The following is a 17,360-nucleotide window of genomic DNA, read 5'->3' as shown; positions in this document are numbered from 1 at the left end:
AGTCCTTCTATGCCAATGCTTCGGCAGCATATGGACCGGGAGCCGCAGTCAGCCCGCGGAGCTTTTCGACGAGCGCCCGGCAATCGGCGCGGTCGTAGCTCCAGATGCGCGGATTGCGGGCGAGAACACGCGCCCTCAATGTCTCGAACCGATGCTGCTCCATCGTGCCGACGGCGGCTTCGAGCGCCTCGGGCGTGGCTTCTGGCAAAAGAACCCCTATGCCTTGCCGGTCGAGGAACCGGCCGGTTTCGGTGGCTTCCATCGAAATCGGCACGGCTCCGAAGCGGCAGCCCTCATAGAGCCGATTGGGCAGCAGCCATTCGGAGTTCAGGCCCTGCTCAAAAAAGTCGATGGCCCAGGAAAAGTGGACCTCGCGATAGATCGCCGCCATATCCTCGGGATTGCGGTAGGGCCCGCCAAACGAGAGCCAGGGTTCCGATTCGACGAAACCGTGGAAATCGGGAAATTCGGACAGCGCCGGGCGGCCCCTGAGGACGATTTCAAAGCGGCCGTCGAGGCGGCGCGAAAATTCGGCCAGAAGCTCCAGGGAGCGACGGCAGCGAAGCGCCCCGAACCAGCCGATCCGCCAAGGCGGCGCAACGGGGTTCTCCGGCGCCGCGCGGTCATCCAGCGAGGCCGCGGCTGGCTCGAAATACTTGTTTTCGAGCAGTTCGACCGGGGCGGCAATCTGTCCGAACGGCTTGAAATAGTTGGCGATGAAGGCCGGAGAGCTGGTCACCAGAAGCTTCACATCCCTGGCCAGGAAGCGTTCTGCGCCGCGCATCGCCCAGCCCAGCGGATCGTCGCGAAGCAGCAGGCGATGGATATCCAGGCACTCGTAGACGATCGGCACCGTTGCCTGGAAAGCCGACCTGGCGCGGCGGGCAAGCGCCAGCATTTCCAGATTGCGCGCGATAATGAGGTCGGGCCGTGGCATTGAGCCCAGCTTCGAGCCGGTCGAGACGACTGCCTTCATGATCGCGGCCAGACGTTGGGCGAATCGGCCATCACGAGTCGGGCCGAGATCGATCGGCTGCAAGCCCTCGACATCAGCAACTGCGCTTGCCGTACGACGAAAGCCCGCCAGCGTAACCTGGGCGCCGCCTGCCTTGAGCATTATGATCCGCCGGCGCACTGCCGGGTCGGAGACGTCGTGTACCAAGTACAAGACATGCAGCATGAAAACTCGACCGCTGTTGGCCCGCCCGCGACAATGCTAGTACAGCTCTTGCTGCATCGCAACATTTTTGGTTGCAGCGTAGCAAAGATCCCCGTTTTTTGTTGCACTGCAAAATCGATGGGTTAATCTCGCTCTGCTTGGGCCACATGGACCGCGCGTTGGCCTGCCATCGGGCTGCGCGCCAATAATCACGACGCGAGGACCATCCTTGGCGTGCAGCATTTTCGGCCAACCCGCCTGCAATCCGCCCCTTCGCACCCGTCGATGGAAGCACGGGACTACTCACGAAATGAGGTCATTCCATGAAGATCGCGGTTGAAAACACCGTCTGCCTGAATACCGGGGATGCAGCGATTCTCCTGGCGATCCGCCATGTTTTCAAGACGATCGTGCAAGACGATATCCAGTTCTACGTCTTCGACAGCCAGCCGGAGGTGGCGGCGAGGCTCTACACGAAGAAAGAGTATCCTGATCTCGAATTCCACAAGCTGCTGTCGGAATCGCTGTTCCGCTACAAATACGGCAGCGGGCTGAAGAACCTGTTCAAGCCGATCTACAATCGGCTCGTCCTCAATGCCCTGCGGCGGTTCGGCATCCGCGGCGTTCTCGGGCGTTTGTTCAGCTCAAGCAATCGCCGTGGTCTCGAGATCTACAAAGACGCCGACCTCGTGGTCACGACAGGCGGAACCTATCTTGTCGAGACTTACAATCTGGAACGGCGACTCAATCAATTCCGGATCGACGCGATTTTGGGCAAGGACCCCGTCTTCTTCACGCAATCGCTCGGCCCGTTCAACAAAAGTTACAATCGCCAGGAGTTGAGCCCAATCTTCGATCGGAGCCCGCTCATCCTGCTGCGCGACGAACGTTCGCGAGGCCACATTGTGGACATGGTGAAAGACCCCGGCAAATGCCACGTCGTGGCCGACGCCGTCTTTGCCCTGGCCGACACCGACAGGATCGGAAAAATTCTGGCCTCCGGCCAGTCGGCGACCGTCACCGGCCGCGTCGCCATTTCCGTCCGTCACTGGAACTATGTCAGCGACGGCGAGGGCGGCATGCGCCGCTACATCGACTCGATCCGCGCGATCGCGACCATCCTGGTCAGGGACCACGCCAAGGAGGTCACCTTCGTCTCCACCTGCCAGGGCGTGCCGGAATACGCCCATGATGATTCCAAGACGGCGCGGGCTATCGTTGCCGAACTCGATTCGGAGATCGCCAAGCATGTCAGCGTGGACGCTTCGTTCCACACGCCGGAGCAACTGATGGCACTGGTGAAAGGCTTCGACTTCGTTGTCGCAACGCGCATGCACATGATGATCATGTCGCTCTGCGTCGGCACGCCGGTGCTGCCGATCGCCTATGAATTCAAGACCAAGGAACTTGCCAAGCGGATCGGCGTCGCCGACCTGCTGCTCGACATCGACACGGTGACGCCCGAGGAAGCGAGCGAGAAGCTCGGCAGACTTACCGCCAATCTCGACCTCTATCGCAGGACGAGCCTTCAGGCAGTGCTTGAGGAGCATGCGTCGGCGATGTCGGCAGGTGAGCTTTTGAGGCCGGTGATTGCCGGCCTAGCGGGCGTTGCGCATGGCGCTGGAAAGCGTGGTGAACAGGGCGCTGCGCGACTGGCGAAGGGCAAGCATGAGGACCAGGCCGATCGAATAATTGAGGGCAACCGCCAGGACCACCGCGAGCAGGTCTGACTGGCCGGTCAGCGATGCCGGCAACTCGCGGTACACGGACCAGGCAAGCAGCGATGACGCGATGAAAAGCCCCTGCATGACCAGGAAGTCGGCTGCGGTCACCGGGCCGACCCGGTGGACAAGAACGGCAAGCACCGGGACGCGCAGCACATAGCCGCTGATCGCGTAGGCCGCCGCGACACCGACGGCGCCCCAGTGCAGGCCGATGATGAAGGCGGCGACCGTCGTCAGCGACGAGTAGATGCCCCAGTGGAACATGGTCTTGGTCTTGCCCTGGCAGATGAAGATCCAGCCGGTGGTGCTCGAGACGGACTGGATCAGGCTGGCGATGCCCAGCCAGGCGAAGATCGGCGCCACCGCTGTCCAGCGCTCGCCGAAGAGAAGCCCGACGACCTGGTCCGACGTCAGCGTCAGCGCCGCGATGCCGGGCATAGTGATGGCCGCCAGCATCCAATTGGTTCGCACATAGATGTCGCGAAACCGCGCCTTGTCCTCATGGATGCGGCTCAGCAGCGGCACCATCACGCGTGTCAGCGGCTGGTTGATGTTCTGCAGCGGAAACAGCAGGAGCTTGTAGGCGCGGTCATAATAGCCGAGCTCGATCGCGCCCGAATATTTTCCGATCAGGATGTTGTCGAGATTGCGCGAGAAGAAGTTGGCCAGATTGAAGCCGGTCAGATTGGCGCCGAAGGACAATATGTCGGTATCGACCTTCAGGTCCGGCCGCGACGGCGTCCAGCGCGCCACCTGCCATGCCGCGGCCAGCGCGACAACAGCCGATACCGCAGGGCCAATGACCAGCGACCAGTAGCCCAGCCCCGCATAGGCGGCGATTGCGGTAGTCGCAAGTCCGGCAGCAGCGGTTATCACGTCGTTCAGCGCGAGCTGGCCAAAGCGCAAGTGACGGTTCATCAGCGCCAGCGGCACCGCCGCGAGGCTGCCAAGCAGCAGCGGCAAGGCAGAGCCGATGGTGATCCCCACCATGCGTTGATCGGCATAGAAAGCAGCGATGGCGGGCGCCAGGCATGCAACCACCACGGCACTGCCCATCCCCACCAGCGCACTGATCCAGAATACCTGGTTGAGCTGCTCGGTGCTGATATCCTTGCGCTGGACCACAGCCTGTTGCAGGCCAAGATTTTGAAGCAGCCCGACAAAGGCCACGATCGGCCCGACGGAAGCCACCAAGCCGAAATCCTCGGGCACGAGCAGACGGGCAAGCACGATGACCGAGAGAAACTGGATCGCCATCTTGAAGCCTTGCGCGCCGATCGTCACCATGCCGCCGCGCAGGGCGACGCGACCGAACTGGGGGGGCGGGTTGGCGTTCATGCCGGCTGCCTGGCTTCGGCCAGTTGAGCAACGATCTGCGCAAAACGTTCGTTGAGTACGTCCGCGTTGAAATCCTGCTCGATCTTGCGGCGCGCCGCACGTGCGATGCGCTCGCATTTGTCCGGGTTCTCGGCCACCCAGACAAGCTTGCGGGCCAACTCGGCAACGTCTCGCTCCGGTGCGAGGAAGCCTGTCTCCTGATCCTCGATCAGTTCGGGAATGCCCGAGTGATAGGTGCTGACGACGATCAGCCCGGCGGCCATAGCCTCCATCAGCGCCACCGGAATACCCTCGAGATCGCCGTCTCGCGCGGCAACGCTAGGCAGCAGGAATACGTGGGCATTGCGCAGGCGCTGCTTGACCTCGGCGTGCGGACGCGGCCCGAGGAAAGTCACCCGGTCGGCAACGCCGAGATTTGCGGCGAGCTTCTTCAACTCTTCCAGCAATTCGCCGCCGCCAATCACCGAATAGACCCAGTCGCGCCGCGGCAGGCTGGCGAGCGCCCGAAGGGCGAATTCGATGCCCTTCTTTTCGGTCAGCCGGCAGACCGAGATGAAGGACAGCGTGTCCCGGTCCCAGGAACGCCAATGGTAGCCGATCTCACCGGGCCGCACGCCCATATGGTGAACCATGACTTGCGCCGGGGGTGCGCCGACGCCGATCAGGGCGTCGCGGAAAAACGCGTTCACCGGGAGCTGGAGAACGCCCTTGTCGAAGACAACCTTGTAGCGCGTGAGCGTGTTGTCATGCAGCGGTTCGCCGACATCGCGGCCGTGGAATATGGTCACCAGCGGAGCGGAAATCCGCCCTCGTTTCATGGCGCGGGCGACGCGCATGCCGTTATTGCCGAAATGCGCGACGATCACATCGGCGTTCTGCAATTTGCGCGCAAAAGCGATGTCGACAGCGGTCGAGAGCTTATCCCAGAACCTGCCCGACCATCTCCTGAGCGTCGGGCGAAAGCGCCCCAGCCCGCCCCACCAGCAGACGACCTTGCCAGGGAGAGCCTGCCAGCGGCGATCGTCGATGTTGCTGTCCTTGCCGAAGGACGTCTCGTTGCAGACGACGCCGACTTGCATGCCGCGCTCGAGGCACCCTTCTATCTGGTCGAGGACGAAGGTCTCCGACAAAGAGGGGAACTTATCAACTACGAAGCAAATCTTCATCGGATGGACGATCTTTCGAGGCCGGTCGGCGATCTGCTCGCGCGGATGAGGGCTGACGCCCGTCGCCACCGTGCGAGGCGCCTCAAGCGTCTGGTGTTGTGCGTGTCTTTGTCCCAAGGCAGCTCCCACCCCGGTCAGGCGCGAGAGCCGGCTTTTGGGCAACGTGCATGGTTTTGGACGAAATGCATCAGGCGGCACGCTCCAGCGCGCCTTGCCTGGCGCGGTCGAGAACGCCGAGAAAAGTCGCGAACTGGCCGTCGGGGTTCATTTGCGGCCGCTCCGAAAACAGCTGCGCCGCCGCCGACAGCCGATCGTACTCGGCCTTGTCGCTCCATAGTCGCCTGACCGCGGCGACCCAGTCGTCGAGCGGTGCGTCATAGTCGAGCACCACGCCGCCGGCGCCAATCGCTTCCGGCAGGCCGCCGCGACGGGACCCGACGACTGGAATGCCGCTGCAATGGGCCTCGGATGCCACCCGCCCCCAAGCCTCTTCCCATTTGCTGGGCGCCAGCAGAATCTTGGTGCGGCCATAGACGGTCTTCATGTCGCTGGTGCGGCTTTCCAGCCTGACGTTGCGCAGCGGGGCGATGATCTGTTCGATCTGCGCCCGATGGTCGTCGTCGAGCTTCCAGCTTTCGACGAAGAGGAACGGAATTTCTGGGCATTGGCCGGCGATGCGCACGGCGAGTTCGAACCCTTTTTCATTGTAAGGATTGATCAGCGTGACGAACTCACCGGTGGTCGGCGTGCTGTAGAGCCCGGGATTGATGGTCGGCGGGATCACGGTCGAATCGATGCCGAACCTTTCCTTATAGGTGCGCGCAGTGAATTCGGAGTTGGCGATATAAAGCGCCGAATGCAATTCGCGCAGGTCGCCGGCCAGTTCGTGGAATTCGACGTTTCGCAGATAGACCACCAGCGGCACGCCGAGCGCCTGCAGCGCCTTTCCGATCGGCACCGATTTGTGGCACTGCACGACGGCGACATCGGGATCGAGCCGTTCGACCGCGAAGCGCGCCGCCTCCCAGGGAAACCATGCCCGCACGACCGGATAGCCGGGATAGCTGTCGATGACCGCTCGCTGACGAAGCAGCTTCATCTTGGCGCGCGCCTTGAAGCCGAACATGCCGTCACCGAACAGCGCCGCCAGAACCGAGGCGTCATGACCGTGCTCGCGCAGCTGCTCGACCAGATGATGCGTGCTCGACTGAACGCCACCGCTGAACTGCGGCGTGTAGCCGTTGCCGCCTGCAAACAGAACTTTCATGGACCTGGCTCCTTGCTGGACCGCCCTATCGTCACGCCGCCATTCTGCCGATGCTGTGGTATTCGATGCCGTGGCGGGCGATGACCTTGGGGTCGTAGAGATTGCGTCCGTCGAAGATGACGGGCGTGGTCAGCGCGTTCTTCAGCGCATCGAAAGACGGCGCGCTGAAGCTTTTCCACTCGGTCACGATCAAGAGCGCATCGGCGCCTCGCAGCGCGGCCTCCTTGGTGCCGCACAGTTGCAGGTCGTCGCGCAGCCCGTAGATCGCCTGGCATTCCTGCATCGCCTCCGGATCATAGGCCTGCACATTGGCACCAGCGGCCCAGAGCGCTTCCATCAGCGTGCGGGCCGGGGCCTCGCGCATGTCGTCGGTATTGGGTTTGAAGGCCAAGCCCCACAGCGCAAATGTCTTGCCTTTGAGATTGCCCTTGAAATAGCGGTCCACCTTCTCGAACAGGACCGACTTCTGCTGGTTGTTGCGCTCCTCGACGGCACGCAGCAGCTTGGCGTCGAACTTGACGGCCTCGGCAGTCTTGATCAGGGCACGCACATCCTTCGGGAAGCACGAGCCGCCATAGCCGAGGCCCGGATAGATGAAGTGGTAGCCGATCCGCGGGTCGCTGCCGATGCCCTTGCGGACCTCCTCGATGTCGGCGCCCAGTTGCTCGGCCAGGTTGGCCATTTCATTCATGAAGCTGATCTTGGTCGCCAGCATGCAATTGGCCGCGTATTTGGTGAACTCGGCACTGCGCACATCCATCACGATCATCTTTTCGTGGTTGCGGTTGAACGGCGCGTAGAGCTCGCGCATCACCGCCTCGGTGTCCTCGTTGCTGGTGCCGACGATGATCCGGTCGGGCTTCATGCAGTCGCTCACAGCGGACCCTTCCTTGAGGAATTCCGGATTGGAGGCGACGTCGAAAGCCAGATCCTCGCGCCCGCGCGCCTTCAGCGTTGCGGCGATCCTGGCCTTTATCCTTTCGCAGGTGCCGACGGGCACGGTCGACTTGCCGACGACGATCTTGGGCTCGTCCATCTCACGACCGATGGCCTCGGCGACGGCCAGCACATATTTGAGGTCGGCCGAACCATCCTCGCCCGGCGGCGTGCCGACGGCGATCATCTGGATCTGGCCATGCTTGATCGCCGCGGCGGCGTCGGTGGTGAACTTGATGCGGCCGGCGGCATGGTTCTCCTTGACCATGCTTTCGAGCCCAGGCTCGAAGATCGGGACATGACCCTGGTTGAGCCGCTCGACCTTTTTTGCATCGATGTCGACGCAGACCACCTGATGGCCGACTTCGGCAAGCACCGCCGCCTGTACAAGACCGACATAGCCGATTCCAAAGACAGTCAAATTCATTCGGTTTCATTCCTGTTCAAGGTTTCGGGCCTGTTCGAGCTTCGGTTTTCCGACCACCTTCGGCCCGGCCGGTTCAGATGCGCTTCTAGTTTGTGTTGCATGCCAGCGATTCGGGGAATTGGCAGGGCTGGCCAAGTGCGGTGAATGCAACGCGATCCACCTGCATGGTGAGCTTGCGGCCGGGATCGGAGAACGGCCCCATCCAGCCCTTCATTGTATCGCTGCCCCAAAGGCTGAAATAGATCCTTTGCGAATGGGTGGGCAGCTTCGCCGGATCGGTGATCTCGTGGACAAGCTTGCCGTTGACGTACCAGCGCAGCCGGTCCTTTTCCCAGACGAAGGCGTAGTCGTTGAAGGCCTTGTCGGTGCCGCCAGCGACGTCGACCAGTTTCTCGTTCTTGCCTTTGCCGGCTATGTAGGCGTTGACCTGAACCTTGGACGTGTCCTTGGTCAGCACCTCGAAGTCGATTTCATCATGCGGCTGCTTGTCGGCATCGCCGACGAAGCTGAAGAATGCCGCGTTGACGCCGGAACCCGTGTCGGTCTTCATCCGCGCCTCGTAAGTGCCGTAGCCGAAGCGCTGCTTGGTCTGGATCTCGGCGCAGGCGAATTCGCGATCCTTCAGCTTGCGCTTCTCGAAACCGAGCGTCAGCATGCCGTCGGAAAGCCCGATCAGGCTTTTGGACCAGGTGCAGTTCTGATGCTTGCCGTTCGTCCAGCCGTCGGAAATGTACCAGCGCGCGCGACTGAGGCTGGTGAAATCATCGACAAAGGACGGCGCGGTTGGGAGATCCTGGGCGCGCACGGGGACCAGGCCCGCAACCATGCTGCCGAGAACGACCAGCAGAAACGCGCCGTCTGAACGGAGCCGCCGCAGCTTGCCTGGGATCGGGCGCGTGAACGGGGTGCCTCGGGTTGCCGGGGCGGGCGTGCTTTTAGGATCTGCGTTCATATCAAACTCACCTTGTGCTGTGCGCCCCCAAAGCGATCGTTCGAACCGTGACGAAACAACCTGATCTTGACCTCTGTCGCTCCCAAGCTCCGTGTTGTGCCTAAAACCATTGCGCCGACTCGGGGTGTTCGCTCAGCCTGTGCCGGAATCGGCGGGCTTCACAAAATCGGTCCTTATGTCGGGGCCGTTCTGCCGATTCTCATCGAAGATTTCATCCAGCGAATGACGGAGATCCTTCATCATCTGCTTCTGGCGCGAGAGCGCCGCGATGCGTCGCTCGCAATTCAGGATCGACCTGGTCAGTTCGCCGACTTCGGAGGACTTGCGGGAGGAGACCGCTCCGTTCTCCATGGCCTCGACCAGGAAGGCGGCATTGGTAGCCGTTGTCCTGTAGCGGTTCTCAAGCCCGTTCTTCTCTGCCTCGACCTCGGCCGAGATCTGGTCCAGCAGCTTTGCCAAGCGATCGAGGCGCGAGGTGTCGGTCTGCGTGTCGCGCGCCGGATCTCTCGATCGGAAGCGAAAGATCGAGGCCATGCAGTCAGCGCCCCATCATCGTCGAGCTGGTGACCGGCCTTGGCGCCCGTCCGCGTTCAAAAGACATTTCTTGCATCGTCCAGCTCCTCTGACAGGGGGATATCTTGGGCCAGTTCGGTTGGCCGTCCAAAATTGCTGCACCGCAACATAGATTGCCATTCCCTGCGCGGATAGGCAACCACCTAGATCGTAAACTCATGAATCTCGTTGAAACCGTCCGAGCCGACCGAAGGGTAAGGGAGTAGCTACCGCCGTCGCACGTTGACGGGCCTAGCTTTCGCTGGCCGTGCTGGTTCCGGCCATGAGGAAGCGCAGCGGCGGCACATGCTGACGCTTCGCGGCGAGGCCGGCGCGGCGAAACAGCGCATCCAGCTTATCGGAGGCGACGCCGCGGACGACGGCTGTGAGGTTGGACGAGCCGGCCAAGGCGTAGGCCGCGGCCGGCGCCAGCCCGCGCTCAGCCTTCACGTCTAAAAACTTCCGCAACCGGTATTTGTCGCGGATGTGCCGCTCGTGCCTTCTCAGCGCAGCCTTCGATGCCTCCGGCAAACTGTCGATCGCAAGCAGTGCCAGGTCGGCATCGGCCAGATGCTTCAGGTCCTGGGTCTTGTGCCGTCCGCTCAGCGAATCGGCGCGCACGATCGCGCCGTAGCCACAGGATTTGATGACCTTGAAGCGCGCGCCATGGGCAACCGCGCGCGCATAGAGTTCATAGTCTTCACCCAGGCGCAGCTTCTCGTCGTAGCGCAGCCCATGCCGATCGAGAAAGGCGCGGCTGATCACTGGCTTGAGGAAGCCCAGTTCCCCGCGTTGCACACGGCGCCTGGAGATGTTGGCGTCGATGAAACCCTCGAAATCGAGGAATTCCGGCTCGGGCGAGAACGGTGGAGCAACGATTTTCGAAACGTCGGTTGCCGCGTCATCCCTGACAAGCATGATATTGTCTGCGGCGAAATCCCAATCGGTGCTGGCGAACAGTCTGTGAAACCTGCCTTCGAAAAAGAAATCATCAGCGTCCAGAATGCTGATGAACGGCGACCTGGAACCGGCTATCGCGGCGTTGCGTGCAAAGGATGGGCCGCGATTGACGTCGAAGCGGATGACGGAAAGGCGGCCCGTGCCGTCGCCGGCCGCGTGGGCGACTTTCGCGGTATCGTCGGTGGACGCGTCGTCGACGACGACAACTTCCGCAACCTCAGGCTCGCGTAATGCCGATGCAATGGCAGCCGGGATTGTCCGCGCCGCATTGCGGGCGGCGATGATCACGCAGACCTGGAATGATGTCATGGACATGCCTCTCGATTGCAGAAGTCGTTGCGGATTTCCTCGCCCCGTCCGCTCAATGCCCCACCGCCCATTCTGAAATGCATCGGCCCAAACGCCTATGCTGCAAGTGCGAAGCAAGCATCGCCAAAATCATCGGCGCCGTCCAGTTTTTCATTTTGCTGGGTGTCATGGCCCGGTTGGGCAGGCGGCGAGCCTCAATCGGGATGGCTCCAGAAATGCGCCGCTTTGGCAGAGCCGTTCCTACACGCTCTATAGAGCGCTCGACTGGCAGAAACCAGTTGCTGATCCTCGCCGACCGGACGGCGGCGGGGCGGAGCGAGCGCGTCGAGGCCCGCAGTGTCAAGGAATTGAAAGAACAGGAATGCCGACTGCCGGTGTTGTTGAGGCGAGCAATTCGTCAGAGGACCGGCGAGCTTAACCACAGGTCATATGGACATCGCAGACCGCGGCCAGGCCCGAAATCAGTGAAGGCCTCTCCTGGCGCTGAGTTTCTCGCCTTCGGCCGCTTCGTTCGAACTCAGCTTTCGTTCAGCGTCGCGAATTTTGTCGGCCGGGGTCGGGGCATTTCTGGCGACCATGGCAAAGACCAGCAGAAAATAACCCAGTTGGATGACTATGGCACAGCCGATGACGCGAAACAGCGTCGTACCGAGCGAGGCGCCGCCCAAATAGGACCAGACGATCACGATCGCCAGCGCAAAACACATTCCGATAATGAACTTTGGCAGTGACATACCCGATAGCCCATCAACCGGCTCGGGAAAAAATGTCGACAAGCCCACCCCGAGCACCTCCCTTAAACTCTGCGAGCTTATTTAGGTTGCCCGCGTCTGGCCGGTTGCTTCCGGCCTAGCCCAATCTGTCCATAGTCCGACAGAAACAATTTACAACTCTATTGAGCCGCGCAATAGGCGGCAAGGGCAGCTGCGGAATAAATTTTAAACGAATCCTCGGGATCGACTCTGCCATGGTGCAACGCACACGTCGGCATCACCACTGATTGCCGGATATCGACTCGCTCCAGTATGATTCATAATATTGAATAGTATTTTATCATAACATCAGTCATTATCTTGAAATTCTAAATGACGGCAAAGCTCCACAGGAGGGTATAAAGAGCGATTCGCCTAAAATCAGCCCAAAAATTGGACTAGCTTTTCCAAAATTGCCCATAATCTGTCTCTTTTGCGACATAAATGGGAAATTTTGTGCAGGACGAGTTTATTATTTAGTCAGTTCATGACGCGACTATTACAGCCGTCTGAGAAATTGTGTGTTGCGCTGCAACATTTTTTTGGTATCGTGCGGTAAACCATCCGTTCAACGTATGGAGTTTACGCATGAGGGACGTAGCCAAGCCGGCCGATGCGGATTTTTCGCAGGCCGGCGTCGATTTTCCGCCACCGATTGGCGGCCTGCTCAAACGCAGCTTCGATATTGTCGGTTCGCTGATCGGCCTGGTCGCTCTCAGCCCGCTGTTCGTAATGATAGCGCTGCTTGTCAGGTTTTCCGATGGCGGGCCGATTTTCTATGGTCACAGCCGAATCGGCCGCGGAGGACGGATTTTTCCGTGCCTCAAGTTCCGCACCATGGTTCCAGACGGCGAGCGGGTGCTTGCTGCCTATCTCGCCGCGAATCCGGAGGCCAACGCCGAATGGATAGCGACCCGCAAGTTGAAGAACGACCCGCGGATCACGCGCGTCGGAGCGGTGCTGAGGAAGCTCAGCCTCGATGAGTTGCCGCAGATCATCAACATCCTGCAGGGGGATATGAGCCTGGTCGGGCCTCGTCCCGTGGTGCGCGATGAGCTGGAGATATATGGCAATTCGGCCGTCTATTACCTGAAATCGCGCCCCGGCCTCACCGGGCTTTGGCAGGTCAGCGGACGCAACGATGTTTCGTATGACAGCCGCGTCGCATTCGACAGGCACTATGTCGAGAACTGGTCGATGTTCGAAGACATTCGCATCATCATCAAGACCGTACCTGCGGTCTGGATGTCGCGAGGCTGCTACTGACGGCCGCTTGCTGGCCGTGCATCGAGGAGCGACTGTCCAGAATTCGGGCCCAGAACTCAGGCCCCTAACTCAGGCATCGGCAGCTCATCGGGCGGGGCAAACCAGATCGGAAACGCTCAGTTGAAAGCAGATATAATCGATATCTTTTGCACCGGCATTCTCTCCAGACGCATGCGGCGAGTACGGCTTTTGACGACTTGCCTTACAATGGCGACCGGCCTGACGCTGTCGCTAGCCCTGCCACAGTTTGCCTTCGCCGACGACTATCGCCTAGGAGCACAGGACAAGCTGACCATCCGCGTGGCGGAATGGCAGACCGTCGAAGGCACGTTCCGTGACTGGTCGGCCATCAATGGAGAATACACGGTCGGCCCCGCTGGAACCTTGTCGGTTCCCTTCGTCGGCGAGATGCCCGCATCCGGCAAGACGACTTCGGAGATCGCGGCATCGCTCGGTGAGGCGCTGCAGCGCAAGCTCGCTCTGGCCGACAAGCCGGAGGCTTCCGTCGAAATGGCGCAGTACCGGCCATTCTACATCTCTGGCGAGGTGCAATCGCCCGGCCAGTATCCTTGTGTGCCTGGGTTGTCCGTGCTGAAAGCGATGAGCATTGCCGGCGGAGCCCGGCGGAACCCGGAGAGCGGACAGCGCTACGACCGCGACCTGATCAATGCCAAGGGCAATTTCGACGTACTACAAGACCAATTGGTCAGGCTGACCGTCAAGCGCGCCCGCATCGAAGCGGAACTAGCGGACAAGCCGACATTCGCGGTGCCGAAAGAGGTGGCCGACGATCCGAAGCTGCCCAGCATCGTTGCCGATGAGACGGCGATCCTGGCGGCCGACCAGAAGAAACTCAAGCTGCGCTTGCAGGCGCTCGACGATTTGAAGGCACTGCTGCAAAGCGAGATCGATTCGCTGCAGAAAAAGATCGTCAACCAGCAGAAGCAGGTTGATCTGGCGAAGGAGCAGCTCAACGGCATCGGCTCGCTGGCGCAAAAGGGGCTGGTCGTCAACACGCGGGTTTTGAACTCGCAGCAAACCATCGCCGACCTCGAGGGCCAGATCCTGGATTACGAAACGGCGATTCTCACGGCCAAGCAGTCGATCAGCAAGGCCACCCAGGACGCCATCGATCTCGAGAACACCCAGAACTCCAGCCTCGCGACCGACCGGCAACAGACGGAAGCCGATCTCAACGAGGTGACGCTGAAGCTGAATATGGAAAAGGCCTTGATGTCCGAAGCCTTGTCGGGCAGCCCCATGCCGCAATTCTACGGCAACAACGAACCAGCGGCCTTGTCATTTTCCCTGGTGCGGGTGGTCGACGGCAAGACCAGCGAAATCACCGCCGATGAAGACACGCCGGTGCTGCCAGGGGACGTGATCAAGGTCAAACCGGCGCCCATGGCCATCCAGTAGCTTCTTTCCACCGGAGCAAAGCACCAACCCCGCAGGCAGCGGTCTGCGGGGGGTTTTTGCGTTTGGGATCTTATGGGTCAGAAAACAAGGCGGCCTTCGGGCAACGAACCGCCTGGATCCGCCCGCTCTAGCCTCGCACGGCGTCCGGTTCCTCGAGATGGTTCACGGCGCTCCACCGGGAAGGAGCGACGGCCGGCACCCTCACCAGCTTGAAGTAGCTGTAGTACAGCAGGAACGATCCCATGATGTAGGGATTGAGGGTCTCGACCTCGACGAAGGATCGGATGAACAGAAGCACCATGACGCCGGCAAGAATCACGGAGTCGGCTTGCCATGTCCTGAATATCAGCGCCGAGACGTGACCCCAGAGCGTGCGCAGGATGATCAGCGAAAGCAGTGTCGCGCCGACGAAGCCGAGTTCCACCAAGGTCTCGATGTAGGTGTTGTGGAAGTGGAAGCCGCTTCGCGCGGCGATATAGAATTCGTTCCACAGCCGCTCGGCCTCGGAGAAGCCCTGCACCCAATAAGCCGCGTAGCCGACGCCGAGGATGGGCGATTGCTGCGCGGCATTCCAGCCCTGTTGCCAGAGGTAGGTTCGTCCGGTGAGCGTCGAATCCTTGCCGAAAAGGCCAAGGACAAAGTCCATCAGCCCGAGATTCAGCGCAATCACGGTGCAGGCGACCAGCCCGCCCGCACCGATTATGAAAATCACCCGGCGATGGCGGAGCGAAAGCAGCTTGCCGATGGAAAGCAGGGCGACCAGAGCGAGAACCGCCGGGGTCGACGCCATCGAAGTGGCCGAATGCGACACGACCAGCAGATAGCCCGACAGAAGGACGATCGGTACAATCAACAAAAAGCTTATGCGTCCGCGCCTGAGAAAGGCGAGGTAGACAACGCAGAAATAAATGCCGAGCGATGCGACAAAGCCGATCTGGTTCTTGGAGCTGAAAGCGCCGACGAAATTGTATGTCCCGTCGAGAACGTCGTAGGAATAACTTGCGACCTTGAGCGAGTAGAGCAGAACGACGAAAATCCCGATCAGGGCGCCTATGGTCAAGGTCCGGACGCTGACGGTGCGCGCGGCAATGTAGGCGCAGGCGATATGGGAGCAATATTGGACGGCCGTTCTTGCCGTGGTGCCGGGAGCCGCCGACCAGAACACCGAGAAGCAGACATAGGTTGCAAAGGCCAGCGGAAGCCAGGCGCTGGAAGCGTGCCTTAATATCTTGCGGTAGTCGACCAGGATGAGCGGTAGCCAGACCGCATAATAAGCCAGGATCATGGCCTGGCCGAAAATGGTCGAGTAGGAGAACGCCCAGATCGAGACGGCAACGGCAAAGCTGCCATAGACCGTGTTCTTGTCCGGATCGATCAACAGAGATTTTGGAATCTTCATCTCGATAGCGGTTTTCCGTCCTTGCAGCTCAATGCCGATTTCATGGGCCGCTCGTGGGCCGATTCGTCGGATCGATGGGAGCCTCGCCTGCAGGCGCTCGCATTGTGCAGTGCAATATAACCCATCCGGCGCCGCCTGTCACCCGGATGCCAACCGGGCGCGTCGTTCCAGCCGTTCTCTCCATACCGGGCGAGACGATTTGGCCAGAAGGCAGTGCCGTACAATTGACCGGTGCTGGCCCATCATAAGCTGTTCTGAGGTTGCAAGTCCGCGCTTGAACTTGTCCGCCGTTGACTTCACATTCGCCGCCCATTGGGAGGAAGACCACATGCCGATGAGTTTCGCGGGACGATTTGCCGGACGATCTGCTGTTATCACCGGCGGCGCCTCAGGCATCGGCCTGGCCGTCGCGCAAAGGATCACTGACGAAGGCGGGCGTGTTTCGGTCTGGGATCGCGATGCCGCCCAGATCGAGCAGGCCAAGGCCATTGTTCCAGGCCTGCACAGCGTCACGTTAGACGTCGCCGACCCCATAGCGGTCGAAGCCGCCGCCGGAGAGACGATCGAAGCGCTTGGCGCGGTCGATGTCCTTGTCACCAGTGCTGCCATCACCGGGCCGAACATGACGACCTGGGAGTATTCGGTGGAGGATTGGCGCCGGGTCACCGACATCAACATCAACGGCGTCTTCTTCTGCAACAAGGCGCTGGTCCCGCATATGCTCGAACGCAATTACGGCAGGATCATCAACATCGCCTCGATTGCCGGCAAGGAAGGTAACCCGAACGCCTCGGCCTACAGCACCTCCAAGGCGGCGGTGATCGGCATGACCAAATCGCTCGGCAAGGAACTGGCCAAGACCAAAGTAACGGTGAACTGCGTCACGCCGGCGGCCGTGCGCACCGCGATCTTCCAGCAGATGAGCCAGCAACACATCGACTTCATGCTGTCCAAAATACCGATGGCGCGGTTCGGCGAGGTCGAGGAGGTGGCGGCGCTGATTTGCTGGATCGCGTCCGAGGAATGCTCGTTCACGACGGCGGCCGTCTTCGACGTCTCCGGCGGCCGGGCGACCTACTGAGGCGGGGCCGGACGCAAACCGCCCGACCGGATCGCGGCGCCTCAGTCGTGAAGCTCCCGCGAGATCGGCGGGCCGATCGAAAAATCGCTGAATGTCACTTCGAAGCCCTCGCGCTGCGGCGAACAGCACATCATGCCGACATCGACCGTTTTCGACGGCGGGAAATAGGCAAGCCGCACCGGTTTCCAGTGCTTGTCAGATGCGTCGCGATACTGGACGCGGATCGTCTCGGCATGGCGGGTCATGCGGATCCTGACCCCGTCCGGATCGGCCGGAATGCTGGCCAGCGACCAGTCGGAGGCATCGTTGGTGACGACGACGGAAAAATACATCAGCCCGTCGGTGTATTCGATGCCGGCCTTGATCCAGTGCGTCTCGCTCAGGCGGACCATAAGCCCGGCCTGATCGTAAAGCACCTCATAGTGCCCCTTGACCGTGACTTCGGCGCTGAAATCGCCCTCGACCTCACGATAGAGGAAATGGCCATTGTCGCGCCAGAAGCCGTAGAACGTCTCGCGCCAGAAGTCGGTCTCCTCACCGGTCCGTACATGCACCGTATTGTTGCCGAAGGCGTGGTGCGGCGGCGGATTGAGCCAGGTCAGGTCCGTATTCTCAGATGCCATCGACTTGCTCGCTGCCTGGCTGGTCTGCCG

14 protein-coding genes and 1 pseudogene are annotated in these 17,360 nt (G+C 60.9%); 4 read left to right on the top strand and 11 right to left on the bottom strand.

Annotated elements, in window-relative coordinates:
- Positions 1–7: 7 nt before the first annotated feature.
- Complete coding sequence (locus NKJ28_RS08675) at positions 8–1,180, bottom strand: glycosyltransferase family protein (protein ID WP_352634982.1); 1,173 nt, start codon at positions 1,178–1,180, stop codon at positions 8–10.
- A 302-nt stretch (positions 1,181–1,482) separates the two neighbouring features.
- Here NKJ28_RS08675 and NKJ28_RS08670 point away from each other — a divergent pair.
- Positions 1,483–2,535: pseudogene (locus NKJ28_RS08670) on the top strand (polysaccharide pyruvyl transferase family protein); the annotation flags it as partial.
- A gap of 222 nt (positions 2,536–2,757) precedes the next feature.
- Here NKJ28_RS08670 and NKJ28_RS08665 read toward each other — a convergent pair.
- From NKJ28_RS08665 to NKJ28_RS08630, 8 genes are all read right to left on the bottom strand, one after another.
- Positions 2,758–4,221, bottom strand: coding sequence for a lipopolysaccharide biosynthesis protein (locus NKJ28_RS08665; RefSeq protein ID WP_352634980.1), 1,464 nt, complete (start codon positions 4,219–4,221; stop codon positions 2,758–2,760).
- Positions 4,218–5,504, bottom strand: a complete 1,287-nt coding sequence (locus tag NKJ28_RS08660) for a glycosyltransferase (RefSeq protein ID WP_352634978.1) — start codon at positions 5,502–5,504, stop codon at positions 4,218–4,220. Before NKJ28_RS08660 ends, NKJ28_RS08665 begins: the two co-directional genes overlap by 4 nt.
- A 70-nt stretch (positions 5,505–5,574) precedes the next feature.
- Positions 5,575–6,654 carry a glycosyltransferase gene (locus NKJ28_RS08655; RefSeq protein WP_352634976.1) on the bottom strand — a complete coding sequence of 360 codons (1,080 nt, stop codon included), beginning with the start codon at positions 6,652–6,654 and terminating at the stop codon, positions 5,575–5,577.
- Between the two features lie 31 nt (positions 6,655–6,685).
- On the bottom strand, positions 6,686–8,017 hold the full coding sequence (locus NKJ28_RS08650; protein ID WP_023676312.1) for a UDP-glucose dehydrogenase family protein: 1,332 nt from the start codon (positions 8,015–8,017) through the stop codon (positions 6,686–6,688).
- Between the two features lie 85 nt (positions 8,018–8,102).
- Positions 8,103–8,969, bottom strand: a complete 867-nt coding sequence (gene exoK / locus NKJ28_RS08645) for an endo-1,3-1,4-beta-glycanase ExoK (protein ID WP_023676311.1) — start codon at positions 8,967–8,969, stop codon at positions 8,103–8,105.
- Between the two features lie 132 nt (positions 8,970–9,101).
- Positions 9,102–9,503: a hypothetical protein gene (locus NKJ28_RS08640; protein ID WP_023676310.1), complete on the bottom strand. Its 402-nt coding sequence runs from the start codon at positions 9,501–9,503 to the stop codon at positions 9,102–9,104.
- Between the two features lie 270 nt (positions 9,504–9,773).
- Positions 9,774–10,796, bottom strand: coding sequence for a glycosyltransferase family 2 protein (locus NKJ28_RS08635; protein ID WP_023676309.1), 1,023 nt, complete (start codon positions 10,794–10,796; stop codon positions 9,774–9,776).
- A gap of 455 nt (positions 10,797–11,251) precedes the next feature.
- On the bottom strand, positions 11,252–11,581 hold the full coding sequence (locus tag NKJ28_RS08630; protein WP_245274682.1) for an exopolysaccharide production repressor protein: 330 nt from the start codon (positions 11,579–11,581) through the stop codon (positions 11,252–11,254).
- Positions 11,582–12,130: 549 nt separating this feature from the next.
- Between NKJ28_RS08630 and NKJ28_RS08625 the strand changes: the two genes are divergently transcribed.
- Positions 12,131–12,808 (top strand): sugar transferase, encoded by a 678-nt coding sequence (locus NKJ28_RS08625; protein ID WP_023676307.1) that lies wholly within the window; start codon positions 12,131–12,133, stop codon positions 12,806–12,808.
- Positions 12,809–13,015: 207 nt separating this feature from the next.
- Positions 13,016–14,227, top strand: a complete 1,212-nt coding sequence (locus tag NKJ28_RS08620) for a polysaccharide biosynthesis/export family protein (protein ID WP_084641075.1) — start codon at positions 13,016–13,018, stop codon at positions 14,225–14,227.
- Positions 14,228–14,354: 127 nt separating this feature from the next.
- Here the strand turns inward: NKJ28_RS08620 and NKJ28_RS08615 are convergent, their stop codons facing one another.
- A complete protein-coding gene (locus NKJ28_RS08615) occupies positions 14,355–15,626 on the bottom strand; it encodes an O-antigen ligase family protein (protein ID WP_023676305.1) in 1,272 nt (423 codons plus the stop codon).
- 328 nt (positions 15,627–15,954) lie between these two features.
- Here NKJ28_RS08615 and NKJ28_RS08610 point away from each other — a divergent pair, with 328 nt between their 5' ends.
- Positions 15,955–16,707: an SDR family NAD(P)-dependent oxidoreductase gene (locus tag NKJ28_RS08610; RefSeq protein WP_023676304.1), complete on the top strand. Its 753-nt coding sequence runs from the start codon at positions 15,955–15,957 to the stop codon at positions 16,705–16,707.
- Positions 16,708–16,748: 41 nt separating this feature from the next.
- On the opposite strand, the gene NKJ28_RS08605 is transcribed toward NKJ28_RS08610, so the two are convergent.
- Entirely contained in the window at positions 16,749–17,330 is a 582-nt protein-coding gene (locus NKJ28_RS08605; protein ID WP_023676303.1) for a DUF1349 domain-containing protein, read from the bottom strand.
- Positions 17,331–17,360: the final 30 nt, after the last annotated feature.

It is taken from the genome of Mesorhizobium sp. M0145, from assembly GCF_040322355.1.
Classification (GTDB): domain Bacteria; phylum Pseudomonadota; class Alphaproteobacteria; order Rhizobiales; family Rhizobiaceae; genus Mesorhizobium.
Note: the sequence above shows the minus strand (reverse complement) of the source record. Positions and strands in the feature narration are given on the sequence as shown.

Coding starts and splice junctions, on each gene's coding strand:
- NKJ28_RS08675 (WP_352634982.1), bottom strand. CDS start 1,180: ATGCTGCATGTCTTGTACTTGGTACACGACGTCTCCGACCCGGCAGTG.
- NKJ28_RS08665 (WP_352634980.1), bottom strand. CDS start 4,221: ATGAACGCCAACCCGCCCCCCCAGTTCGGTCGCGTCGCCCTGCGCGGC.
- NKJ28_RS08655 (WP_352634976.1), bottom strand. CDS start 6,654: ATGAAAGTTCTGTTTGCAGGCGGCAACGGCTACACGCCGCAGTTCAGC.
- NKJ28_RS08650 (WP_023676312.1), bottom strand. CDS start 8,017: ATGAATTTGACTGTCTTTGGAATCGGCTATGTCGGTCTTGTACAGGCG.
- exoK (WP_023676311.1), bottom strand. CDS start 8,969: ATGAACGCAGATCCTAAAAGCACGCCCGCCCCGGCAACCCGAGGCACC.
- NKJ28_RS08640 (WP_023676310.1), bottom strand. CDS start 9,503: ATGGCCTCGATCTTTCGCTTCCGATCGAGAGATCCGGCGCGCGACACG.
- NKJ28_RS08635 (WP_023676309.1), bottom strand. CDS start 10,796: ATGTCCATGACATCATTCCAGGTCTGCGTGATCATCGCCGCCCGCAAT.
- NKJ28_RS08625 (WP_023676307.1), top strand. CDS start 12,131: ATGAGGGACGTAGCCAAGCCGGCCGATGCGGATTTTTCGCAGGCCGGC.
- NKJ28_RS08620 (WP_084641075.1), top strand. CDS start 13,016: ATGGCGACCGGCCTGACGCTGTCGCTAGCCCTGCCACAGTTTGCCTTC.
- NKJ28_RS08615 (WP_023676305.1), bottom strand. CDS start 15,626: ATGAAGATTCCAAAATCTCTGTTGATCGATCCGGACAAGAACACGGTC.
- NKJ28_RS08610 (WP_023676304.1), top strand. CDS start 15,955: ATGCCGATGAGTTTCGCGGGACGATTTGCCGGACGATCTGCTGTTATC.
- NKJ28_RS08605 (WP_023676303.1), bottom strand. CDS start 17,330: ATGGCATCTGAGAATACGGACCTGACCTGGCTCAATCCGCCGCCGCAC.